The sequence below is a fragment of the Parafilimonas terrae genome (genome assembly GCF_900115755.1).
GTDB lineage: Bacteria > Bacteroidota > Bacteroidia > Chitinophagales > Chitinophagaceae > Parafilimonas > Parafilimonas terrae.
Genome location: NZ_FOXQ01000002.1, coordinates 226,633 through 251,253, shown reverse-complemented (window position 1 = coordinate 251,253; position 24,621 = coordinate 226,633). Strand labels below are relative to the sequence as shown.

At 39.2% G+C, this 24,621-nt stretch carries 19 protein-coding genes; 11 read left to right on the top strand and 8 right to left on the bottom strand.

Going from position 1 to position 24,621, the window contains the following annotated elements; translation table 11 throughout:
* Window positions 1-14: 14 nt before the first annotated feature.
* The 6 genes from BM015_RS05835 to BM015_RS05810 form a co-directional block, all read right to left on the bottom strand.
* Window positions 15-1,160, bottom strand: a complete 1,146-nt coding sequence (locus BM015_RS05835; protein ID WP_090655856.1) for a CaiB/BaiF CoA transferase family protein — start codon at window positions 1,158-1,160, stop codon at window positions 15-17.
* Window positions 1,157-2,329: a CaiB/BaiF CoA transferase family protein gene (locus tag BM015_RS05830; RefSeq protein WP_090655852.1), complete on the bottom strand. Its 1,173-nt coding sequence runs from the start codon at window positions 2,327-2,329 to the stop codon at window positions 1,157-1,159. The genes BM015_RS05835 and BM015_RS05830 overlap by 4 nt, the downstream gene beginning before the upstream one ends.
* Window positions 2,326-3,486 carry an extracellular solute-binding protein gene (locus BM015_RS05825; RefSeq protein WP_090655848.1) on the bottom strand — a complete coding sequence of 387 codons (1,161 nt, stop codon included), beginning with the start codon at window positions 3,484-3,486 and terminating at the stop codon, window positions 2,326-2,328. The genes BM015_RS05830 and BM015_RS05825 overlap by 4 nt, the downstream gene beginning before the upstream one ends.
* Complete coding sequence (locus tag BM015_RS05820) at window positions 3,483-3,929, bottom strand: MaoC family dehydratase (RefSeq protein WP_090655845.1); 447 nt, start codon at window positions 3,927-3,929, stop codon at window positions 3,483-3,485. The genes BM015_RS05825 and BM015_RS05820 overlap by 4 nt, the downstream gene beginning before the upstream one ends.
* Window positions 3,930-4,184: 255 nt before the next feature.
* The gene (locus BM015_RS05815; RefSeq protein WP_218148438.1) at window positions 4,185-5,189 is read right to left on the bottom strand and encodes a glycosylase; all 1,005 of its coding nucleotides are present in this window, start codon (window positions 5,187-5,189) and stop codon (window positions 4,185-4,187) included.
* A gap of 393 nt (window positions 5,190-5,582) precedes the next feature.
* Complete coding sequence (locus tag BM015_RS05810) at window positions 5,583-7,967, bottom strand: glycoside hydrolase family 2 TIM barrel-domain containing protein (RefSeq protein ID WP_245751244.1); 2,385 nt, start codon at window positions 7,965-7,967, stop codon at window positions 5,583-5,585.
* A 221-nt stretch (window positions 7,968-8,188) separates the two neighbouring features.
* Between BM015_RS05810 and BM015_RS05805 the strand changes: the two genes are divergently transcribed.
* A complete protein-coding gene (locus tag BM015_RS05805) occupies window positions 8,189-10,486 on the top strand; it encodes a DUF5703 domain-containing protein (RefSeq protein WP_090655840.1) in 2,298 nt (765 codons plus the stop codon).
* A gap of 486 nt (window positions 10,487-10,972) precedes the next feature.
* A complete protein-coding gene (locus BM015_RS05800; protein ID WP_090655837.1) occupies window positions 10,973-12,394 on the top strand; it encodes an MFS transporter in 1,422 nt (473 codons plus the stop codon).
* A 150-nt stretch (window positions 12,395-12,544) separates the two neighbouring features.
* Here the strand turns inward: BM015_RS05800 and BM015_RS05795 are convergent, their stop codons facing one another.
* Window positions 12,545-13,828 carry an NAD(P)/FAD-dependent oxidoreductase gene (locus BM015_RS05795; RefSeq protein WP_090655834.1) on the bottom strand — a complete coding sequence of 428 codons (1,284 nt, stop codon included), beginning with the start codon at window positions 13,826-13,828 and terminating at the stop codon, window positions 12,545-12,547.
* A gap of 691 nt (window positions 13,829-14,519) precedes the next feature.
* Between BM015_RS05795 and BM015_RS05790 the strand changes: the two genes are divergently transcribed.
* The 5 genes from BM015_RS05790 (at window position 14,520) to BM015_RS05770 (ending at window position 20,141) form a co-directional block, all read left to right on the top strand.
* Complete coding sequence (locus BM015_RS05790; RefSeq protein ID WP_090655832.1) at window positions 14,520-15,227, top strand: response regulator transcription factor; 708 nt, start codon at window positions 14,520-14,522, stop codon at window positions 15,225-15,227.
* A 38-nt stretch (window positions 15,228-15,265) separates the two neighbouring features.
* Window positions 15,266-16,759 carry a sensor histidine kinase gene (locus BM015_RS05785; RefSeq protein WP_090655829.1) on the top strand — a complete coding sequence of 498 codons (1,494 nt, stop codon included), beginning with the start codon at window positions 15,266-15,268 and terminating at the stop codon, window positions 16,757-16,759.
* Between the two features lie 145 nt (window positions 16,760-16,904).
* The gene (locus tag BM015_RS05780) at window positions 16,905-17,114 is read left to right on the top strand and encodes a dodecin family protein (protein WP_090655827.1); all 210 of its coding nucleotides are present in this window, start codon (window positions 16,905-16,907) and stop codon (window positions 17,112-17,114) included.
* Window positions 17,115-17,259: 145 nt separating this feature from the next.
* Window positions 17,260-18,450, top strand: a complete 1,191-nt coding sequence (locus BM015_RS05775; RefSeq protein ID WP_090655824.1) for an acetyltransferase domain-containing protein — start codon at window positions 17,260-17,262, stop codon at window positions 18,448-18,450.
* 92 nt (window positions 18,451-18,542) lie between these two features.
* Window positions 18,543-20,141: a L,D-transpeptidase family protein gene (locus tag BM015_RS05770; protein ID WP_090655821.1), complete on the top strand. Its 1,599-nt coding sequence runs from the start codon at window positions 18,543-18,545 to the stop codon at window positions 20,139-20,141.
* 68 nt (window positions 20,142-20,209) lie between these two features.
* On the opposite strand, the gene BM015_RS05765 is transcribed toward BM015_RS05770, so the two are convergent.
* Window positions 20,210-21,004: an SDR family NAD(P)-dependent oxidoreductase gene (locus tag BM015_RS05765; protein WP_090655816.1), complete on the bottom strand. Its 795-nt coding sequence runs from the start codon at window positions 21,002-21,004 to the stop codon at window positions 20,210-20,212.
* Window positions 21,005-21,199: 195 nt separating this feature from the next.
* Between BM015_RS05765 and BM015_RS05760 the strand changes: the two genes are divergently transcribed.
* The 4 genes from BM015_RS05760 (at window position 21,200) to BM015_RS05745 (ending at window position 24,593) form a co-directional block, all read left to right on the top strand.
* Window positions 21,200-22,111 (top strand): OmpA/MotB family protein, encoded by a 912-nt coding sequence (locus BM015_RS05760; RefSeq protein ID WP_245751242.1) that lies wholly within the window; start codon window positions 21,200-21,202, stop codon window positions 22,109-22,111.
* A gap of 182 nt (window positions 22,112-22,293) precedes the next feature.
* Window positions 22,294-23,181, top strand: coding sequence for a Ppx/GppA phosphatase family protein (locus BM015_RS05755; RefSeq protein WP_090655812.1), 888 nt, complete (start codon window positions 22,294-22,296; stop codon window positions 23,179-23,181).
* 85 nt (window positions 23,182-23,266) lie between these two features.
* Complete coding sequence (panB, locus tag BM015_RS05750; RefSeq protein ID WP_090655809.1) at window positions 23,267-24,082, top strand: 3-methyl-2-oxobutanoate hydroxymethyltransferase; 816 nt, start codon at window positions 23,267-23,269, stop codon at window positions 24,080-24,082.
* Window positions 24,083-24,128: 46 nt separating this feature from the next.
* Complete coding sequence (locus BM015_RS05745) at window positions 24,129-24,593, top strand: DinB family protein (RefSeq protein WP_090655807.1); 465 nt, start codon at window positions 24,129-24,131, stop codon at window positions 24,591-24,593.
* Window positions 24,594-24,621 lie beyond the last annotated feature (28 nt).

The window sequence follows — 24,621 nt, the reverse complement described above, 5'->3', positions numbered from 1 at the left end:
GCGATTAATGCGCCTTACCGTATGCAGAATTCTTTATCTATAGCAAATGTATCTTCACCCAGCAAAGGCGCGCCTTTATGTGAAGTTAACAACTTGCCATCAACACGGATAGGGCAACGTGTTGTTTTAACAGTTAAGCCCGCTGATGTTTTTACTTCCAGCTCCATTTGCAGGCACTGGTATCCTTCTTCCTGCATCAACAATTCATAATCTAACACCTTCGCACACCATACATCTTTTGTGCGCAATATATTCAACCATGTATCAGTTGAACCATCCATCAGCCGTTCAGCTATTATTGATTTTATTTCATCGCGTTTATTATACCATTGTGATGCATCAGTATAATGCAGCAAGGCATCGCATTGCAGCAGTTTGCCAAGCTGAAGAATATCCGTCATTGACAGCGCAAGAAAACCATCATCTGTTTTATAAATACCATACGGCGCGGCAATATAGGCATTGGCGTTGTTTACAGCAGAACGTGCAGGCAACTGCCCGCCATCATTATAAAAGCAGGTGAGTACTTCAAACTGAAAATCCAAAATACTTTCCAGCATGCTTACCTGCACCAGCGCTCCTTCATTGGTTATTGTGCGTTGATATAATGCTGCCAGTATTCCCTGGGTTAAATGTGCTCCGGCAACAATATCAACAACTGCAACACCCATAGGTGTTGGATCGGTATTTTTATTATTGCTCAGCCAGGTTAATCCCGATACGGACTGCAATAAGAGATCCTGTCCCGGCAAGTTTTTCCATGGGCCTGCATCTCCATAGCCGCTTATCTCCGCATAAACAATATTGGGATTTATTTCTTTAACAGCTTCGTAATGCAGGCCAAGCCGCTGCATAACACCCGGTCTGAAATTATGCATCATTACATCGGCTTTTTTTATAAGCTGCTTTATTTTGCTGAAATCAGTTTCGTTTTTTATATCAGCCGCATAACTTTCTTTATTGCGGTTAATGGCATGAAAGATGGTTGATTCGCCTTCAATCTTTGTATCAGACACATACAAATAACGGCAGATGTCGCCGGTTGCAGGCTTTTCAATTTTAATAACCCGTGCACCCATATCAGCCAGCCTTAAACTCGCTGACGGGCCTGATAAGAACTGACTGAAATCCAATACCAGTATATCTTCCAGTAATCTCATGCTATACTTTTAATCTTTTTAATTGTGCTGTTTATTTCCTGTTTTATTTTTTGATTATGTTCGCCTAATGCAGGCGCTTTTGCTGCAGAAAATAAATATTCGCCATTTATTTTTACCGGGCACCTTGTTGTGATGAATGAACCGCCATTGTTTAATTCAACGTGTTGTTCAGTCTTTAAGCCTTTATATGCTTCTTCTGCCCGCAACTGTTTCCAGTTAAGCACCTGTATGGCCCATATTTTTTGCCGGTGTAATTTTTCAAGCCAGTAAGTTGTTATGTGTGTTGCAAGATGATCTGCCAATAATTTTTTTATGGCATCGCGCTGTATAAAAACATGCTCCTGTTCATAAAGCAATATGGCATCGCAATCCAATGCATGCGCCAACACATCAAGATTGGTCATTGCAATGGCAATGTAACCGTCTTTCGTTTTATAAATACCGTAAGGCGGCGCCAGTAAAGGATTGCCGTTACTTATTTCACTGCGTTTGGGCTGTATGCCGTTTGCATAAAATGTAGTAAGTAATTCAAATTGAAAATCAAGAATGCTTTCCAGCAAGCTCACTTCAATCAATGCAGGCTGTTTGGTTTTATGCCTGCGTATAAGCGCTGCAAGAATACCTTGCGCCAAATGTGAGCCCGCCATATAATCGCCAATTGACAGGCCAAATGGTACAGGCGCATCGCTATGGTTCCCCGTTGTATAAGCCAGCCCGCTTACTGCCTGCAGTAATAAATCCTGGCCAGGCAAATTTTTCCACGGGCCTGTGTTTCCATAACCGCTAATGCTTGCATAAATAATGGAAGCATTGATCTTTTTTACTTCATTATAACCAAGTCCGTATTTTTCCATAACACCCGGCCTGAAGTTATGCGTAATTACATCGGCCTTTTTTATAAGCGCCTGTATAAACAGGCGGTCATCTTCATTTTTAAGATCGGCAACAGCGCTTTCTTTATTGCGGTTAATGGTATTGAACAACAACGAATCGCTCCCTGCCCACATGTTTTTAATAGCAAGCTTTCGGCCTGCATCACCTGTTTCCGGGCGCTCAATTTTTATAACACGCGCCCCAAAATCTGCAAGCCTTAAGCCGGCAGAAGGGCCCGATAAATACTGGCTGAACTCAAGTATGGTAACGCCTTTTAATGGTAAACGGTTTTTCATACTGTTATTGATTTTTCATTAGCCTGACTTTTCCTGTACAATTTGTTTAATAGCGGCATTATGTTTTTAGAAGATGATGTTTGCTTATGTAAATGCTCATGTAAAACATATCCTGCTTCATCCTGGAATTGCAAATAGCCGTGATAACGCGGCCTCAGCCAGGCCCTTTGAAGTGCAGGTAATGTATCAATAAAATAATTATTGGTAAGGTTATTTGCGTAATCACTCTGCCAGGCTTTTATGTGTGCCGGTTGCCCGCCATGTTCAACATACAGGCCTGATTGAATACTTTCTGAAGCCAGCATCATTGCAATGTGTACCGCTTCAGTAATATGTTTACTGTGTGCAGAAACAGCAATGCCGGTGCCGCCTAAGGTTGGGCAGAGTTTGGCGCCGCTATAACTAACAACGTCATTGTATGTTAAAAGCTTTTCAGCATAATTCTTTCGTGTATAATTTGAATAACCATAGCTGAACGGGCAATACCAATATTCATCCGTTAAGCTCATCAGTTCAGCAATAGCTATCGGATTGCAATGGAACATTTTTTCATCAAGCCTGCTGTACAATCCAGCCATTAATTGTAAGGCATTTTCTCCTGTTTCATCGTCAATCACTTCTTTATTGTTTGAAAAAGGTGTATTGCCACAGGCAATGCAAAGCATATAAAAATTCATCAGCATGTCAATAGGAATGGCAGGCAGCGCAACCTTGCCTTTATCAGCTAACGCAATTAATTGTTCCCATGTTTGCGGAACGGCTTCATTATGTTGCAGAAATAAGTCTTTACGCAAACTGCTCGCCGGCGCTGCCGCATCAACGGGCAAGGCAAGCTGTGCATTTTTATATGTATAACTTTGATAAGATAAGCCGGTGGAATTTGCAGCAAGTTCATTTAATACATCTTTGTTTATATATTCATTGAAATGAATAAAACAATTGCTGTGAAACGCTTCACCAACTGAAGGATGATCTATTATTAAAACATCATATTGCTTAGATAAATCCTCCACAGAAAAATCTGCAAAAGCCTGCAACGATCGTTTATGCCATTCAACCTGTATATTCTTATACTTATCCTGGTAACGCTGGCAACATGCCTGCAATGGCGTAAAACCCCTGCTATGGTTCCAGGTTATGCCTTTCAATTCAGTCATTCCAATATCTTTTTCTTAACCAATAAAAGATGTTCGCAGGCCATAACAATTGCGCCTTCCTGGTTAACCACTTCCACCCTTTCTGTTACCAATCCATACCCTGGTTTTTTATGCTCTTTTTTTGAAGAGATGGTAACCACCGCATGAATAGTGTCGCCGATAAACACTGGGTTGATAAAACGCAGCCTGTCATAACCATACGTCATAGAAGCTTCGTTGATAACATTCGCAGTAAGGCCAATGCCAATACTGAAAATAAGTGTGCCATGTGCAATCCTTCTTTTGAAAGGTTGCGTTTTACACCATTCTTCATCAACATGGTGCGGGAAGAAATCGCCTGTTTGGCCCGCATGTAAAATAATATCGGTTTCCGTTATGGTGCGCCCTTGAGAAGTGCGTTTTTCATCAATGGCATAATCGTCAAAATACTTTAATTGCAACATAATTATATCATCATAAAAATCAGTTACAAAGTACGTTGGGCCTAATCCGTAAACAATGACAGATAATAATAAGGAGATGGATTATTTTACTAAAGGCCATCGCAGGAGATTATTGTTAATCATAGAAACTGCTTTCTTTAAACCTGCAGGCAGTTATTAATAAGCTTTCAAACGAAAGGATACTTTTTTCGGTATCCCTTTTCTTTAAACAACATTTTATCATGCTAAACAAGTGGTGTACATCAATATAAACATTTAGAAATGAAGATTGCTTTTGCCAAAGTCTTTTGATGTTGCCACAGCAATACCGCGATGATCCTTATCATCAACCGCGCAATAAAAATGATATACAATGCCATTATATTTCAACACAAAAGATTTATGCGCAAAACGTTTATCATAATCTACGGATGGCTTAATAAGGTCATCGCCTGTCCAGTCTGTCCAATGCACCATATCATACGAACAGGCAAAGCGGTTGAAAGCGCCATCTTTATTTTTCCAGAAAGCGCCAAAATAAAACATCACCCACAGGTTGCCAATCTTTTGTATCTGTGGGTCGCCGGTTATGCCTTGTTCATGCATTAATACAGGATTATTTTGATAGCGCTCCCAATGTTTCATATCATCAGATACCGCCATGCCGATACGCTCAAACCACTGCGTTTTAGCTACGTGTGTTGTATCGCCGTTAGCATTATAATACATTACAAACGGATGGCCTGTTGTTTTTGACTTATCCCAAATCACCGTGCTTTTAAACAGCTTCCTGTTTTCCCACCAGCGCACATCTTTATCATTTTTGGTTAAAACAGGCTGCGGCAGCGTTTGCCATTCATGCGGCCCCGAAATATCAATATTTGTATAAGCTATGCCAATACTTAAATCACCTGCTTCATATCCATTCTCTTTTCCGCCGATATAGGTCATCCAGTATTTATCATCATACTGCAATAACTGATAGCTGCCATTCCACTGGTCATCCTGCAGTACAGCATAACCCGCTTTCTGCTGCGCATCCCATAAACTTGTATCTTTTGAAAAAGATAAAAGTTTGCCCAAAGTTTTCCAATGCAATAAATCATCGCTTTGCGCAAGCCATGTTTCATAACCTTTGCCATCAAAAAAAATATAACTCATATACCATGCATTGTTGTGCCTGAAAACAGTGGGGCAGTCTGTTTTACCGGCTGAGTCCGGCGCTGTTACAACAAGCCCATATTTATAAGGTGTTTTCACTTCTTCATAAACTTGTTGCATTATTTGCGGACTAACGGGTTTATAATTTGATTGAGCGATGATATGCTGAAAAAATAAGCAGCTTATTATAACAATTATTAAATGCTTCATGTTTTATTCATTTCAAATAATACCTATTGAACCAATTGATGTAGTTGCTATAAAGCTGAACCGGTTTTTGCATTGGCCGGAATTATAACATCGGGCCTGTTTAAACTTTTGAAACAAACCACATAGATATATAGTTTTTTAGCATAGGCAAGGACAAAAGCGGCACAAAGGTTTTCATCTTTGATGAAAATGCTTTGATGCACTTTGTACTTTACTTAATGCTAAATACATTTCCCTGAGTAATTACTTTGTTTCTATGCGGTTAAAATAAGTATAAACAACTTTATCTATAAAACAACAACATCAATCAACTTTAATTATTAATTCCCTGCTTTTAATATTGCCCGATGTTGCAGTAATGTGAATTTCCCCTTTTTGCTTTCCGGATTTTACAATCAGCAAGCATTTGCCGCGCCAGGTTTTGCGCTTATTCGATTGATTGCTTTCCACGCTTGTTGGATCAGCATTGCCAACACCAGCAATTGTTCCTGCGCCACTTACGTTAAATGTCAGCGGCATATTCGCTTCAGGGTTAATGGTTCCGTTTTTATCAATCGCTTCAATATTTATATAAATCAAATCCTGGTTATTAGCACGCACAACTTGTCTATCTGCTGTAATATTTAGCCCCGTTACATTGCCTGCCGTTTTTAATATGGATTCATTCACCTTTTTATTGTTGGTATAACCTATCGCTTTCAATTCGCCTGTTGTGTATGGCACACTAAATATTGCAAGGTATTTTTCAGCCCTCGTTGTTTTTTTTCTGCCTAAAGATTTATTGTTTAAAAACAATTCCACTTCATCGCAGGATGAATATACAACTACATTCAAAGGCTTATTTTCATAGCCTTTCCAGTTCCATCTTGCAACAACATCATTCCATTCCCAGCGGCTCCAGCCTGCTTTATTTTTATTTGCAGGGAATGAAGCTGTTGGCGGTTCAACAAATATTGAAACTTGGTTCTCTTTCCATAAAGCATCGCGGTAATAAGATTGCGGCCGCTTCCATCCGCAGATGTTAATATCGCCGCAATAAGCAAGGTTCCAGGGATAAAATGCCTGCGTTTGCGGATAGCCCAGCCAGCCAATGCTTGCTTCGCCAATATAGTCGTACGCCGTCCATACAAAATCACCAATAACATAATTATTATCTTTCACAGCCATCCAGTAATCAAATGCATCCAACGGAAAAGACTCTGAGGCAAACATAATGCGAGAAGGCAAACGTTTGTGATCGCTTTCATATTTATCAACAGCATAATTGTAGCCGGCCACATCAAGCGCCGATATAAAATCATCTTTGTCTTTATCAATACCATTTACACCGGCAGTTACGGGCCTTGTATTGTCCAATTGCTTTACATAAGCTGACAATTTTTTTGCAACAACGGCCACTTCAGGTTTTTCGCGGTGGGGAATTTCATTGCCTATACTCCACATAATAACGGATGGATGATTGCGGTCGCGTTCAATCATGCTTTTTATATCACGCTGCCACCAGTCATTAAAATATAAATTATAATCAAGCGGGTTTTTCGGATCGTTCCATGTATCAAATGCCTCATCAATCACCAGCATGCCTAAACTGTCGCAGGCATTGAGCAATGCAGGTGAAGGCGGATTGTGTGCGCTGCGAATGGCATTATAGCCCGCATCTTTCAATAATTTTATCTTTCTTATTTCGGCATCATCATAAGCTTTTGCGCCAAGCGGGCCGTTATCATGATGAATGCAGCCTCCTTTTAATTTTGTTGAAACACCGTTAAGCAAAAAGCCCTTATCTGCAGAAAAAGAAATAGTGCGGATGCCGAAAGAAGTTATATAGGTATCTGTTTTTTTATCGTCAACAAATACTTCAGTCAGCGCTTTGTATAAGGATGGATGATCAGCAGACCACAATGCAGGTTCATTAATTTGTGCAGACTGGCTGATAGCTGAAACGCTATCCCCGCTTATGTTTTGAGACGTTGTAACAACAGCAACCTGCTTACCGGACGAATCTATAATATTTGTTACAAGTTTAACAGCATTATTATTTGATGAAGCATTTTTTATTGATGTAATAATATTTACTGTTGCAGATTTACCGGTTGCGTTTGCCGTTGTAATATATGTTCCCCAATTATCAATATGAACAGGTTCAACAGCCCTTAACCATACATGGCGGTAAATGCCTGAGCCCGCATACCACCTGCTGTTCTCACCTTCATTTTTCACTTCAACAGCAAGTATATTAACTGTGTCCTTCCTTAATTTATCAGTGATATCAAAATAGAAAGATGTATAGCCATAAGGATGCCTGCCTAAACTTTTTCCATTCAGCCAAACCTTGCAATTCATATATACACCATCAAACTGTATATAAATTTTTTTATTGTTGTATGAAGAAGGAACGGTGAATAATTTCCTGTACCAGCCGATGCCATTTTCTGTAAACCCCGTGCTTGCCTGGCCTGTTGCATTTTTTGCAAAAGGTGAATTTGTATAGGGAATATTTTCAATGCTCCAGTCGTGTGGTAAATCTGTTTTACGCCAATCTTTATCATCAAAATTTATGGCTTCAGCCCCCTGGGCGGCGCCACGATAAAACAGCCAGTCATCATCAAATAAAACATAGTTATTGGTTTGGGCATGCATATGACCAAAGCTGCTAATCAATATGGCAATAGCAAAAATCTTTTTCATACATAAACATAAAAATAAAAAAGGGCAAGCGAAGACTCACTACCCCGGTATCGATTGCTGTAAAAAATTTTAGTATTAACTACTGTGATGTAAAAGTAGAATGGGCAGATACTTTAGCCAATGGAAGTTATAACTGAACACATGGATTATTTAACTATGCGCAGGAATGCATTTTATTACTTGCCAAGTATTTGTAATATTGAATCAGAATGATTTGCCTTATGCGGTTTATTTTATATACAGGTTTGCAATTATTGCTGATATTGATTTGCCAGAAAGCAGTTAGCCAAAATGCAGGCATAACTTCCTGCAATGTTGAATGGAATACGCAGAGTAAAAATGCATCTGAATCTATGCCCTGCGGCGGTGGTAATATTGGTTTAAATGTTTGGGTTGAAAAAGGCGATATACTTTTTTATATGGCACAGGGCGGGACCTTTGATGAAAACAATGCCATGTTTAAACCAGGGCGCATTCGCATAAAAATTTCACCTGATCCATTTAATGATGCATCCTTTAAACAAGTTTTAAATATTAAAGATGGTAATGTGGTGATTACAACAAAAGATATTAAAGTTGTTGTATGGGTTGATGTTTTTAAGCCGGTTATTCATGCTGATGTTAAAAGCAAAAGGCCAGTGAACATACAGGCTTCTTTTGAAACCTGGCGATATAAAGATCATATAATAACAGAAGCGCCGGAGCTTCGCTCAACTTCTTATAAGGTGAAGCAGTCTTTTGATGTTATTACTTATAAAGATTCAGTTGCTTATTATAATAATGCCGTTATCTTTTATCACCGCAACAGAAATGATGTACAAAACATTTTTGACTATACCGTTGAAAAAGAAGGTATGAATTCAGTGAAACCTGAATTATTCAACCCCATTATCAACAATACGTTTGGCGGGATGATGCTGGCAAGCGGTATGCGGGCTTCAGCAATAGATTCAGGAAAATATGCCGACAGCTATTATAAGTCTTATTCTTTACAAACAACAAAACCGGTACGCAAACAAAACATAACTGTTGTTTTAAACGCTGAACAAACAAAAGACATTCAAACATGGATGGATGATCTTACTGAAATTTACCAATTAGCAAAAAAACAAAAAGATGCTTTTGCAGAAACAGTTAGCTGGTGGCATACATACTGGAACAAGAGCTATATTTATATAAACGGCGCCGATAGCGCCATGAGTATTAACTACCAGTTGCTGCGTTATATGCTTGGTTGTAATGTGTATGGGAAGTACCCTACAAAATTTAACGGCGGGCTGTTCACATTCGACCCGGTGTATGTAGAAAGCAGTTATCATTTTTCGCCCGATTTCAGGCTATGGGGCGGGGGAACATTTACGGCTCAAAACCAGCGCCTGGTTTACTTTGGCATGTTGAAAAGCGGCGATTTTGATATGATGAAACCCCAGTTTGATTTCTATACAAGAATTCAAAAAAATGCAGAACTGAGAAGTAAGGTTTACTGGAACCATGATGGAGCTTGCTTCACAGAGCAGCTTGAAAATTTTGGCCTGCCGAATGTTTTTGAATATGGTTTAAAACGCCCTGAAAATTCTGATAAAGGCGTTGAATACAATGCCTGGCTTGAATATACATGGGAAACCGTTTTTGAATTCTGCAACATGATGCTGGAAACATGGCATTATAACAATGATGACATATCTTCTTACATTCCATTTGTAAAAAGCTGTATTGATTTTTTTGATCAGCATTATACTATGCTTGCCAAACAGCGCGGCGTTAAAGCTTTCGACAGCACCGGCCATTATATTTTCTATCCAACTTCGGCAGCAGAAACGTATAAGATGACGTATAATTCAACAACGGTTATAGCCGCCATGCAAACTATTTTACAAAAGCTGCTTGCACTGCCTTCATCATACCTTGATTCCTCTTTGTATAAAAAATATGATTCTATATTGAAACGCATTCCTCCTATCCCATTTACCAATATTAACGGGCATACAACAATAGCGCCGGCACAAACCTGGCAACGCATTAATAATACAGAAATTCCACAGTTATATCCTGTGTTTCCCTGGCGCATTTATGGCATTGGAAAACCAGGTTTGGATACTGCTATCAACACTTACAAATATGATCCGCAGGTAATGAATAATAAAAGCGCAAAAGGGTGGCGGCAGGAAAATATATTTGCTGCAAGGCTTGGTTTAACAGATGAAGCATTTAATCTGACAAAGGAGAAGCTTACTTCAGGTAAACACCGGTTTGCTGCATTCTTTGGGCCGGGATATGACTGGACACCCGATATGAATTGGGGCGGTACTGCCATGATAGGTTTGCAGGAAATGCTGCTACAGGCGGATGATGAGAACATTTATTTATTTCGCGCATGGCCAAAAGATAAAGACGTTTCATTTAAGCTGCATGCACCACATAATACAACAGTAGAAGCGGCTTTGAAAGATGGAAAATTAATTTCGTTAAATGTAATGCCTGCTGAAAGAAGGAAATATGTACGGGTGCTGCTGAAGTAATTAATAAATCCATTGGCAGAGTTTTTTTGTTTCAAAGCTGGGCACCCGGGAAGTAGCCTCCTTTAAACCTTCCGGTAACTTAAAAACACACATTACGGCTGCTAATGTTCGTTCAGATTTAATTTTCAATTGCAATTAAAATTATGAACCTATCAACGTCCATACCATCGCAATCGTTTCCGTAAATAAAGCGTCTCATTCCTTTTGCCAATCATCAAAAGATATATAGTCTTGCTTCAACATTGATGAACGTATTGCTATATAACTATCGAAACTGTTCCAGGTTTGTATTTGCAATTTATTATTCTAAGTTTTTAATAAAATGATTATAGCAATGCTTATGAGCATATAATTAAGCATTAGCACAGTTTAAATTAAAATGCGTTGCCGTCTCATCTTAAGCTGTTATGAAAACACGCGAACATTAAAAGCATTCAACACTTAAAAAAACAATGGAGTTGATGTAATTATATAAACAAGTAAAAAATGAATGGCCACTTAAACATAAAAAGAAACACTGCAAAAACAGGGAATTACCGGTGGACAATTTGTGCCCTGCTGTTTTTTGCCACTACAGTAAACTACCTGGACAGGCAGGTACTGAGCCTGCTGCAACCAAGCCTGGCAGAACAATATAACTGGACAAACAATGATTATGCAAACATCACTTCCATCTTCCAGTTTGCTTATGCCATTGCCATGCTCTTTGCCGGCCGTATTATTGACAGGTTAGGAACAAAACGAGGTTATACCTGGGCCATCATTATATGGTCGGTGGGCGCATTATTGCATGCGCTAGCCATTCCAATAGGACAAAGCCTCGCTACTTTTTTTGGTTTGCTGGGTATTACTTCACTCTCTGTATCGGTGGTTGGTTTTATGTTTGGGCGCATGGTGCTGGCCATTGGAGAAGCAGGAAACTTTCCTGCTGCCATTAAGGCCACTGCTGAATACTTTCCAAAAAAAGAACGTTCCTTAGCTACCGGCATTTTTAATTCAGGCGCTAATATCGGGGCTATACTGGCACCGCTAACTGTGCCCTGGATAGAAGTAAACTGGGGTTGGCAGGCGGCTTTCCTGGTGGTTGCAGGCGTGGGATTCTTATGGCTTTTTTTCTGGTATTTTCTTTACAATAAACCGGAAAAACAAAAACGTTTGTCTGCAGCGGAATTGGATTACATCAACAGTGATAAAGATGATAAGGCGGCAGATAAAGAAAGGAACCGGGAAACAAACACGGAGTCAAATAGCGAACAGCAGAAAATTTCCTGGATTTCATTGCTTGGCTTCCGGCAAACATGGTCTTTTGTGGTGGGCAAGTTTTTAACCGACGGGGTATGGTGGTTCTTTCTTTTCTGGTTGCCGGCTTACCTGAAAGCGCAGTATGGCATGGAGAAAACGCAGATTATGCTGCCGCTGGCAACGTTGTATAGCATGACCATGTTTGGAAGCATAGGAGGAGGATGGTTTCCGGTTTATTTTATGAGAAAAGGTTTGGCTGCCTATGATGCCCGCCTGAAGGCTATGCTTGTAATTGCACTCATTCCTTTGGTTGTGCTGGCAGCCCAGCCACTGGGTTATATCAGTTATTGGGTGCCGGTGATATTAATAGGCATCGGGGCTTCTGCACACCAGGCATGGAGCGCCAACATCTTTACAACGGTTTCAGATATGTTTCCTAAAAAAGCGGTGGGCTCAGTGGTAGGCATCGGCGGTATGGCAGGTGGTATTGGCGGCGTGGTAATCTCCAAGGTGGGCGGGGCACTTTTTGATCATTATGAAGCCCTGGGACATATCCAGACTGGTTATACGATTATGTTTTCGTTTTGTGCGGTAGCTTACATACTTGCCTGGGTAATAATGAAAATACTGGTACCGAATGAGAATAGTGTTACAAGCATCAGATAAATTGACTGAACAAATTTATACCTGGCTGTGAAGCTACAGGAAGCCAATAGTTTTTTTGTTGCAATTTCAAACCGCGGTTCGAAATTATCCCATCGGTATGTGTTTAAAATGTGCTGATGCAGGAGGCCATACTGCTGCATAAGAAACAATTCAGCGCTGTATTTTATCATTTGTTTTAATTACCATTCTCAGCGATTGGTCTTTTGTAAAATATGCTATTATCCAATTGTATAAGGTCTTTAATTTATTATCAAATGCAATTAAAGAAGCAATGTGTATGAACAGCCAAACAAACAATGCGGGAAAACCTTTTACATGCATTTTTGGTTTTGTAAGGTCAACCACTGCATAGTTTTTCCCTATAATAGCCATTACGCCTTTATCATAATAAGCAAAAGGCTGTTGCGCTTTTCCTTTTGCCAGGGCTTTAAAATTTTTTGCAAGATGCCTCCCCTGCTGAATGGCAGGTTGCGCCAACTGTGCGTGCCCGTTTGGAAACTTTTTATCTCCTGCAAGCAAACAATTATCACCAACGGCATACACATCATCCAGCTCTGCTACATGATTATATTCATCCACCATTATTCTTTTACCATGGCCGTAAGCAGATGGAGGAATACCTTCAATTACATTCCCCGTTACACCGGCAGCCCAGATAAGATTTTTTGTTTGAATAATGTTGCCACCCGATAATTTCACTTCATCGTTTTCATAGCTATTGATGAATGTGTTTGTAATGATTTTTATGCCTAATTTTTCCAGCGTTTTTGTTGCATCAAGCTGCGCCTGTTCACTCATCTGGCTCAGTAATGCTTTCGCCCCGTCAACAATATAAATATCACCCATTGCATTCTTTAATTCAGGATAATCTTTTTGAATAATGTCCTTTCTCATTTCGCCCAACATGCCTGATACTTCAACGCCTGTGGGCCCGCCGCCTGCCACAACAATCGTTAATAATTTTTTCCGCAGCGTTTCATCCGTTGTATTGCAGGCTTCTTCCAGCGATTGCAATAAAGTATTCCGCATGCCCAGCCCATCCGTTAAAGTTTTCATGGGTATTGTATTACTCTTCAAAGTATCATTGCCAAAGAAGTTGGATATGGAACCAAATGCCAGCACGAGATAGTCATATTCAAGTATGACATTATTTATATAAACTCTATGCGCCGCTGCATCAATTTTTGTTAGTTCACCTAAATGGAACCTGATATTCTTTCTTTTTCTTAGAAACTTCCTGAACGGGTAGCTGATATTGGAAGGTTCAAGGAAGCCGGTCGCCACCTGGTAAACCAATGGTGTGAATTGGTTGTAATTATTTTTATCAACCAGCGTGATTGTATAGTGTTTATCATTGGCCAGCGCCTTAATAAAGTTCAACCCTGCAAAGCCACCGCCAATTACTACTACATGTTTAATACCTGAAGAAGCCATTGAAAAAAAATTTTTGTTTAAAGAAAATGGCTGAACAATATTCCGTAACAAAAACCAGTCAAATATTTCATTATCAAAAAGTAACAGCCGGTATAAATTTATTCATCTTTTATGTATTGAATATTTTTCAGCCTTTGTAAGGGTGTAAACCTCACATATTTCATTTCCAGAATTTTTTGATTATTTAATAATAATACACTGGTATTATCATGCCACGTTTCCAATAAATTACACATGAACCTATACAGACAAAGGCTTTCAGCTTTGGCGCTGTGATACTTTACTATAAACCGTTAAAAAAATAACAGGTAATGGTTAAAATGATTTTCGTTGCAATAATGTTAGCTTTAACATTATGCAATAACAATAAAACAATAAATAATAACATAAGCGAACAAAAGCAAATCGCAGAAAAAAATACATGAATGAATTTCGTTTTTTGTGATGTGTTTCATTTACGGAAAGAAAATAAGCAAACTGACTTCGTACTTAATGTTCAGCAAGCAACCGGGATAAAAACCATGCATGATTACAACTGCTATTTCATTCAGGCGGTTTAAACCGTAATTTTAAAAAAAAAGTTTTTTACGATAGAAAGAGCTTACAATAACGCCTGTGTTTTTCTGATTTATAACAAAAGTATCACAGTGAATGCTGGTTAGGTTTATTCATCAACTTTGTGCATGTAATTATGGATAAAAAAGTTTTAATAATAGAAGATGATGCCAACATCGTGGAACTGCTCACCATACATCTTTACGACCTGGGCTGCAGGATTGTATCTGAAACCAACGGCCAAAAAGGTTTGGCAATTGCCAAAGAAGAACAATTCGATTTAATTATTCTTGATATTATGCTGCCTGGCCTTAACGGCATGGAAATTTGCAGGAAGATAAGGCAAACCGACAGGCTTACACCTATCCTTATGCTTACAGCGAAATCAGAAGAAATTGATAAAGTAATGGGCCTTGAAACAGGCGCCGATGATTACCTCACCAAACCTTTCAGCGTAAGAGAATTTATTGCAAGGGTCAAAGTTATTTTTCGCAGGAAAGAAGACAGCGATGCTTTGCAGGATGCAGCGCCTGCATCTTCTGTTATAACATATAGCGGCCTGGAAATTGACCTGGACAAGCGAAAAGTTACGCTTAATAATATGAGGGTGGAGCTTTCGCCGAGAGAGTTTGAACTGATGGCATTGCTGGCCTCCAACCCCGGCAAAAGTTACAGCCGCAAACGTTTATTAAACCTTGTTTGGGGCTATGATTTTGAAGGCTATGAGCATACGGTGAATAGCCACATTAACCGTTTGCGCGGAAAGATTGAAGATGATGTTTCCAATCCAAAATACATTTTAACTACATGGGGTGTTGGTTACAGGTTTAATGAAGAATTGTAAGCGTTTGCGGCTTACTGCACGTTTATAAAAATGATACAATGCCGGCAAAAAAAATAAAAGGCAATTTATTGTTCTGGAAGATCACAGCCGTATTCACAGCACTGCTTGTTGTATTGGGTGTTGTATTTGTAATGATAGCTTCCCGGTTTTCCAAATCGTATTATACTACAGCGCACCAGGAATTGTATGGAGATATAGCGCAGCATCTTGCCACATTCACACAACCTCTTAAAAACGGCAAACCAGATACGGCCGTTACGCACGACATCATACATTCTACCATGGTTGCCAACCCAAGCGTGGAAGTGTATTTATTGGATACGGCAGGCAATATCACAGATTATGTGGTGCCTGACACAACGGTGCAGGTGCATCATGTAAACATTAATACCGTTAAGCAATGGCTTGCTGCAGATGCCATGCACCGGCCTATGGGTGATAATCCAAAACAACCCGGTAAGCCCAGTATTTTTTCAGCCGCGCCTGTATATGAAAACGGAAGGCTTACAGGTTATGTTTATGCAGTGCTGGCAAGTGAAAAACAAAAAGAAATTCTAAGCTCAATAAACAGCCAATTTTATTTCCGCCTCAGCACTTATATTTTCTTTGCAGCATTATTGGTAGCATTTTTTGTTGGCGTTGTTACTTTCTTTTTAATAACAGGCAGTATCTCTAAAATTACTTCGGTGGTAAAGCGTTTTAAGGAAGGCGATTATTCTGCCCGCATTGAAGGAAATGCTTCAGGCGATTTGGGAATGCTGAGCACTACATTCAATGAAATGGCGGATGTGATCGTTGATAATTTTGATAAGATAACGGCCACCGATAAATTCAGGCAGGAGTTAATTGCAAATGTATCGCACGACCTGCGCACTCCACTTTCTATCATGCAGGGATATGTGGAAACATTAATGATGAAAAAAAATGTGCTTTCAGAAAATGATAAAGAAAAATACCTGGGCATTGTGCACGACAGCGCCAAAAAATTATCAGGGCTTGTTGAACAGTTATTTCAATATGCCAAGCTGGAAGCCAATTTGGTAACGCCTGAAAAAGAAGCATTTTTCATTGGTGAGCTTGCTTCCGATATTTTAATGAGCTACCAGTTAAAAGCCGGCGAAAAAAATATTCATTTAAACATGCAGGCGCCATCGAATCTTCCGCGGGTGTTTGCTGATATTGCATTAACGGAAAGAGTATTTCAAAATTTGCTGGATAATGCTTTTAAGTTCACGCCTGATGGCGGTAACATTACCATCCAGTTATCAGAAACAAATTCCGGCATTAAAGTACAGGTTGCCGATACCGGCATTGGCATTGCGCCTGAAGACCAGGCTTACATTTTTGAACGTTATAAGCAGCTTGGAAAAGAAGCCTCGTCTAAAAAAGGCATTGGCATTGGCCTTGCCATTGTAAAGAAAATATTAGAGCTGCATCAAACTACAATTGAAGTAATGAGCGAACCGGGGAAAGGAACGGCTTTCAGGTTTGTGTTGCCCACTATAAATTCCACTGCGGTTAATTATATATAAGCCTGGTGTTCTCTTCTGTTAAACATTATAAATCCAAATGTTCTTCATGAATCGCTAAGCGGTTTTATAATCTCACCGGTAAGTATAAAATAACGGTATAGTAATTGCTATTCTGAATGAATTAATTCACTTAAAACATTGCTCTATGCCAATTGTAAAAGTTATCGAAGTAATTGCTTCATCAGAAAAAAGCATTGAAGATGCGCTGCAGTCAGCAGTGCAGGAAGCTTCCAAAACAGTGCACAATATTGATTCCGTATTTGTAAAAAATATTAAAGCACATGTAAAAGATGGCAAGATCAGCACGTATGGTGTAATATGCAAAATTTCTTTCCGACTCGATGAACAAAGATAGTCTTAAGTGGTAGCAGGTGAAGGATAACGCCTGCGGTCAACATCAACAGTGCACGGATAATTATATCCGTGCATTTTTTATTTACAAGCAAAACCAATAATATAGCAGTGAATGAATGTTTACCTTGCCATTCCAAACACCATTTATGTTACCTGCTTTACAGCAAACAAAACAACGCGTTCAGTCAATAGATATTTTACGCGGCATCGTAATGCTTATTATGGCGCTTGATCATACCCGCGATTTTTTTCATGCTACCGCCATGACTGAAGACCCGTTAAATTTTGATACAACAACACCCATATTATTTTTCACAAGATGGATAACACATTTTTGTGCGCCGGCATTCGTGTTTTTATCAGGCACTTCTGCTTTTCTTGCAGGCAAGCGTAAAAGCCGGAAGGAATTAAGCATCTTTTTAATGAAACGAGGGTTATGGCTGTTGATTGTTGAAATAGTAATTATGTCGCTTATATTTTCTTTTAACCCGCTTTACAACATTATTTTTTTGCAGGTTATTTGGGTAATAGGATGGAGCATGATATTGATGGGGCTGCTTGTAAGAACTTCCATAAAACTGATTGTTATAATTGGCGCTGTTTTATTTTTCGGGCATAATATACTTGATTATGTTCAGTTGCCGCAACAGGGGCCCGGGCATGTAATATGGAGCATTTTGTTCACAGCCTTCGGCACTGTTTTTAAATATGGCGAAACACGTTTTATACTTGACCTGTATGCTATTCTTCCGTGGACTGGTGTAATGTTTTTAGGATATGGCTTCGGCAAATTATACCAGGAGCCCGATGATGTTAAAAGAAGAAAAACAATACTCACTATTGGCTTTGCAGTTATTATTTTCTTTATCGTTTTAAGGTACGTTAATCTATATGGAGACCCCAGCCATTGGTCAATACAAAAGAATGGCCTTTATACATTTTTATCTTTTCTAAATACATCAAAATATCCGCCGTCACTTTGTTATTTATGTATGACGCTTGGACCGGTAATTGTTTTGCTTGCATTAACAGAAACAGTTCAAAATAAATTTTCCGGCATTGCAGCTATGTATGGAAGGGTGCCATTCTTTTATTATGTGCTGCATTTTTTCCTGATACATGTTATATGCGTTATACTGTTTTTTGTTTCAGGCCACACGTCAAAAGATATTGTTGATATGAATTCGCCGTTCCTGTTTCGCCCGCAGCATTTTGGTTTTAGCCTGGGAATAGTATATGTTTTATGGATAACGGTAATTTTTGTTTTATATAAACCCTGCAAATGGTTTGATACTTACCGGAAAACCCATTCACAATGGTGGTTGAGTTACCTGTAACCCCGCCGCAAATGTTTAAACTGAATTTGATTTATAAATACTTTCACCTATAATCGTTTTCAATTACAAAGAATATTTTTAAATATGCATGTATGCTCAAATTCAAATTCGCATTGGGTTCATTTTGTATAGTGCTATTATTTCTTTATTCCTGCAATTCTGAAAATAAGGATAAAGCCTCCAAAGAAAAAACTGTTCACAAAGAGATGGCGCCGGGAAGTTTTAACCTTAATTCAGGAATAAAATTCGATAGTAATCACATACGGGAGTTTCTCGACAGCATGCCGCTTTTTAAACAGTTCAGTAAAGAATTTGACACATTTTATCGTGCCAATAATTATAACTATGCATGGTATGATAAGAACGGCCTGATTGAAACGGCAAGTGCGCTTACTTCCAGCCTTAACGAAGTAAAGCAAGAAGGCGTAACGGCTGATATTCCATATAAAGACACACTTGAAGAATTATTGCATACAACCGACCTGCGTGCACCTGATATTACAACCGAATTAATGCTTACAGGCGAATATTTTTATTATGCGAAGAAAATATATGCCGGAACGCTTAATGGCAAAGCAGATTCAATTAACTGGTACCTGCCGCGAAAAAAATTATCTTATTCCACCTTGCTTGCCAATAATTTAAGCTCAGGCAACATTGGCGAACCGAGAGGCGATGTAATAGGCCTTCAATACGATGGTTTAAAAAAGGCCCTTGCACATTACCGGGATATTGAATCGAAAGATGATGAAATAATTATCCCCGCTATAAAAAAATCTATCAAACAAAAAGATTCTTCAGCGATAGTTGCAATCGTTCGAAAAAGGCTGATACAGTTAGGATATATTCTGGCTGCTGATTCTGCCGGCAACATCTATGATAAAAACCTTGCGGGTGTTGTGCGCAGGCTTAAAGATGTATATGGTTTAAAACAGGATTCTCTGCTCTCCAACGATCTTATTACAGAGCTGAATATCCCTGCAAAAAAGCGCATTGAACAAATAATGGTAAACATGGAGCGTTTGCGATGGATACCCGAAGACACTACTGTAACCAAAGAATTTATTCTTGTAAATATTCCTGAATATACGCTGGTGTATTATGAAAATGCAAAACCGGTTTGGAGGTGCGGCGTTGTTGTTGGCACGCCCATGACAAAAACAGTAATCTTTAGCGGCGATATGAAATATGTTGTATTCAGCCCTTACTGGAATGTGCCGCAAAGCATTATTAATAAGGAGATAAAACCCGGCATGGCGCGTAATAAAAATTATCTTGCTGCGCATAACATGGAATGGAATGGCGGTCATGTGCGGCAAAAGCCCGGGCCAAGAAATTCCCTTGGCCTTGTAAAATTTCTTTTTCCCAATTCAAACAATATTTACCTGCACGATACGCCTTCCAAATCTTTGTTTAATGAAACCAATCGTGCATTCAGTCATGGATGTATCCGCGTGGCAAAACCACGTGATCTTGCTATAAGAGTATTGAGGCGAAACCCTGAATGGACGCCTGAAAAAATAGATGCAGCTATGCGGGCAGGCAAAGAAAAATGGGTTACACTCACGCAAACCATACCCGTTTATATCGGTTATTTTACGGCTTATATTGATGGTAACGGTGAAGTGAATTTCAGAAAAGACATTTATAAAAACGATGACCGTTTATACAATATGCTCGTGCAGAATTGATATAAACCGGTTAAAATAATAAGCCAGGAAATAATACAATTTTCCTGGCTTATTTATTATACAATAATTTATACGGCAGCTTTTATAACGCCGCCATCAACTCTTAATGCAGCGCCGTTTGTTGCAGATGAAAGCGGGCTTGCAATGTAAGTTATAAGGTTGGCTACTTCCTCTGTGGTTGCAAAGCGTTGTATAATTGATGTGGGGCGCATAGTTTTAAAAAAATCCTTCTCCACTTCGTCAATTGGTTTGTTTTGTTCTTTGGAAAGGCTTTCAATAAACCCGCCAACGCCTTCAGATTTTGTGGGGCCGGGCAATATAGTATTCACCGTAACATTGGTACCCTTTGTAAGTTCAGCAAGGCCACGGCTTACAGCAAGCTGCGCTGTTTTGGTCATGCCGTAATGTATCATCTCTTCAGGAATTTGTATGGCTGATTCACTGGAGATAAAGATGATCCTTCCCCAATTTTGCTGCAGCATTTTTGGAAAATAATGACGTGATAAACGCACACCGCTCATTACATTCACTTCAAAAAATGTAAACCATTCTTCATCGGGGATATCCACAAATGGCTTTGGCCCGAATGTGCCTGCATTATTTATAAGTATGTCAACAAACGGAACCTGTTTTATAAGATGATCCACATCATCTTTCTTTGAAAAATCTGCCGCGATGCCGCTTACATTTGCGCCAGGCACTTCTTTCTTCAATGTTTCAATTGCCTTATTTATCCGTTCATTACCGCGGCCATTAATAATAACCGTTGCACCTTCCTTCAATAAATTTTTTGCAATTGCATATCCAATCCCCGCTGTTGAACCGGTAACTAAGGCCGTTTTATCTTTCAATTGTAAATCCATATCAATTTGTTTTTATTTTATTAACAAAATTAAGGCTGCAAAATTCCAACACTCTTGTCTAAGGCAAAGCTGCACAATAAACATTCATAAAACTTTATCATTATCATCTATAAAAAATATAAACAATATAAAATTTAAAAACTTGGTCGAAATTTTGTAATTAGCAACACATTAATAAACACAAAATATATTATCGTGAAAATTAAATCTTCTTTAATGATTAGCGCCACCGCCATGGCAATACTTGCTACAAGTTGTGTAGGCACTAAAAAGTACCAGGCATTACAGGCAGATTACAGCAGTTTACAAGGCAGGATGAATGCAATTGGACAGGAAAATGCAGATTGTCAAAGCAATTTAAGTTCAGCAAACGTAAAAATAGCAGGGCTGCAGGACCAGCTAAGGGCAGAACGTGCCAATGCACAAAATTTACAGGCCAGCGCCCAGTCATTGCAGGCAGCATTGGATAAATGCCTTACTTCAACAAGCCAGGGCAACGTAAATATTTCAAAGCTTGTTGATGAAATAAATTCTTCAAACAAGTATATACAGCAACTGGTTAATTCAAAGAATAAAAGCGATTCTTTAAACATGGTATTAACCAACAATCTTACAAGATCGCTAAGCCGCGAAGAAATGAAGGATGTGGACGTGCAGGTATTGAAAGGCGTTGTATATATTTCTTTATCTGATAACATGCTATACAAATCAGGCAGCTACGAAATATCTGATAAAGCCAACGAAACATTATCTAAGATTGCCAAAATAATTATGGATTATAAAGACTTTGAAGTATTGATTGAAGGTAATACCGACAATGTGCCTATTTCAAAACCAAACATCCGCAACAACTGGGATTTAAGTGCATTAAGGGCATCTTCCGTGGTGCAGGCTTTGCAAAATACTTTTGGTGTTGATCCAAAACGCCTTACCGCAGGCGGCCGCGGCGAATATAATCCTATTGCCAGCAACGATACACCTGATGGAAAAGCAAAGAACAGGCGCACGCAAATTATCATCACTCCTAAACTTGACCAGTTTATGGAATTGATTGATAAAGCGCCCGAACCAGATTCTACCGTTACACCTCCTGCAACTACCAATTAAAGCAGGCTTATTCAATTATATCAAAAGGCTGTTGAAAAATTCAACAGCCTTTTTCATTTTCAACAGCTTTAATGTTACCTGCAAATTGTTTCTTCCACACTTTACACAGATAAAGCCCCGCTTATTTTCGTCTTTCTGTAAACATTGTATCTTTCGCCGCATTGAACCATAAATAAAAGATATTGAGATTAGCAGCAATCGATATTGGCAGTAATGCAGCGAGACTATTAATTTCTGAAGTAAGAACGGATGATAAAGGTAAATCCGAACTTACCAAACTCAATTTAATACGTGTGCCGCTGCGCCTGGGTTTTGATGTGTTTGAAAAAAATGAAATAGGCAGCAAGAAAATTGTAATGCTTATGCAAACGATGAAGGCATTCAGTTTTTTGCTGAAAGCGTATGAAGTAAAACAACTGAAAGCCTGTGCCACCAGCGCTATGCGGGATGCTGTTAATGGCCCGGATATAATAAAGCAGGTAAAACTTGAAACGGGTATTAAAATAAATATTCTTAATGGCGACGAGGAAGCAACGATGATCTACGAAAATCATATTGCAGAGAACCTCGGCCGGGAGCATGCTTATTTATATATTGATGTGGGCGGCGGCAGCACCGAATTAAGTTTTATTGCCGATGGGAAACTGCGTTATAAAGAATCTGTGAACATTGGCACCATCCGCATTTTAAAAAACATGGTTGATGAATCGCATTGGGATGAATTTAAAGCGAAGGTTAAAGCCAATATAAAAAGCAAACTGCCGGTAATTGCTATTGGCTCCGGTGGTAACATCAACAAGGTTTTTTCATTAAGCAAACGAAAAGATGGCAAGCCGCTCTCCTTTGAATTATTGAAGGATTATTATAAAGAACTTTCAAGCTTTTCTTTAAGCGAGCGCATTCGTATATATAAAATGAAAGACGACCGCGCCGATGTAATTGTGCCAGCGCTACAGATTTATGTAAACGTAATGCGCTGGGCCGGAATAGAAGAAATATATGTGCCTAAAATAGGCCTGGCAGATGGCCTTATACAAAAGCTGTACGAAGAAATACAAAGTAAAAAATAATCAGCATATTTGCACCGGCATCTGGATATGTTTTATTCTAACGCAGGGTCATATTCAGTTTTCTGTCACCAATTAATTTATTCAGATGTCAACACATAAAGAAGTAAAAAAAATTACCACCAATACATTGCAACGGATGAAAATGCAGGGCGAAAAAATTGCCATGCTTACCGCTTACGATTTTTCATTCGCCAAACTTATAGACAGCGCTAATATTGATGTAATTCTTGTTGGCGACAGCGCCAGCAATGTTATGGCCGGCCATGAAACCACGTTGCCTGTTACGCTCGAACAAATGATCTATCATGCATCATCTGTTATTCGCGGTGTAAGCCGTTGCCTGGTAGTGGTTGATCTGCCTTTTGGCTCTTATCAGTCCAATTCAGACGTGGCGCTGGCTTCGGCTATACGCATGATGAAAGAAACCGGTGCGCATGCCATAAAATTAGAAGGCGGTGAAGAAGTGGTGGAAAGCGTGAAACGCATCATATCTGCGGGCATTCCGGTAATGGGGCACTTAGGTTTAACGCCGCAAAGCATTTATAAATTCGGAACATATAATGTGCGTGCAAAAGAAGATGCAGAAGCCAATAAACTGCGCAACGATGCAAAACTGCTGGAAGAAGCAGGCTGCTTTGCTGTAGTGCTTGAAAAAATTCCGGCTGCACTTGCAAAAGAAGTTACAGAAAGTGTAAACATACCAACCATAGGTATCGGGGCAGGCAAATATTGCGATGGCCAGGTATTGGTTATGCACGATATGCTTGGCATTAATACTGAATTCAAACCACGTTTTCTTCGCCAGTATCTCAATATGGCTGATGAAATTACAGGCGCTGTACAACAATATGTAAAGGATGTAAAGGCAAACGATTTTCCTTCGGAGACTGAATCTTATTAATGCCGTTTGTTTCACATACCGCTATATTAAAAAATGCTAACGCACTATGATAATTACAAACTTAATTGCTGAGCATATACGCCAGGTTTATGAAGGCGATAACTGGACGGAAGTGTGCATTGCCGATACCATCAGTAACATCAATTTTCAGCAGGCGCAGCAACGCACTGCCGGTTCGCCAAATACTATTGCATCTTTATTACACCATTTATATTATTGGAATGAAATTATGGTGCAAAGAATGCAGGGTAAAAATCCACAGGTACTGCAAACAAATGGCTTTGATGTTGAAGAATTAAAACGTGAAGAAGACTGGCTTGCGCTTAAAGAAAAAGCACATCATTCATTTATACAACTGGCAAATGCAGTTAAAAATTTTCCTGCAGATAAATTAAATGAAACTTATGCTGAAGGCAAATCAACTTTTTATAAAAACCTGCAGGGAACCACAGAACATGCACATTATCATTTAGGGCAAATGGTAATCATTAAAAAACTTTTAGCGCAATAAAATATCAGCCACGGATACACAGATTCGT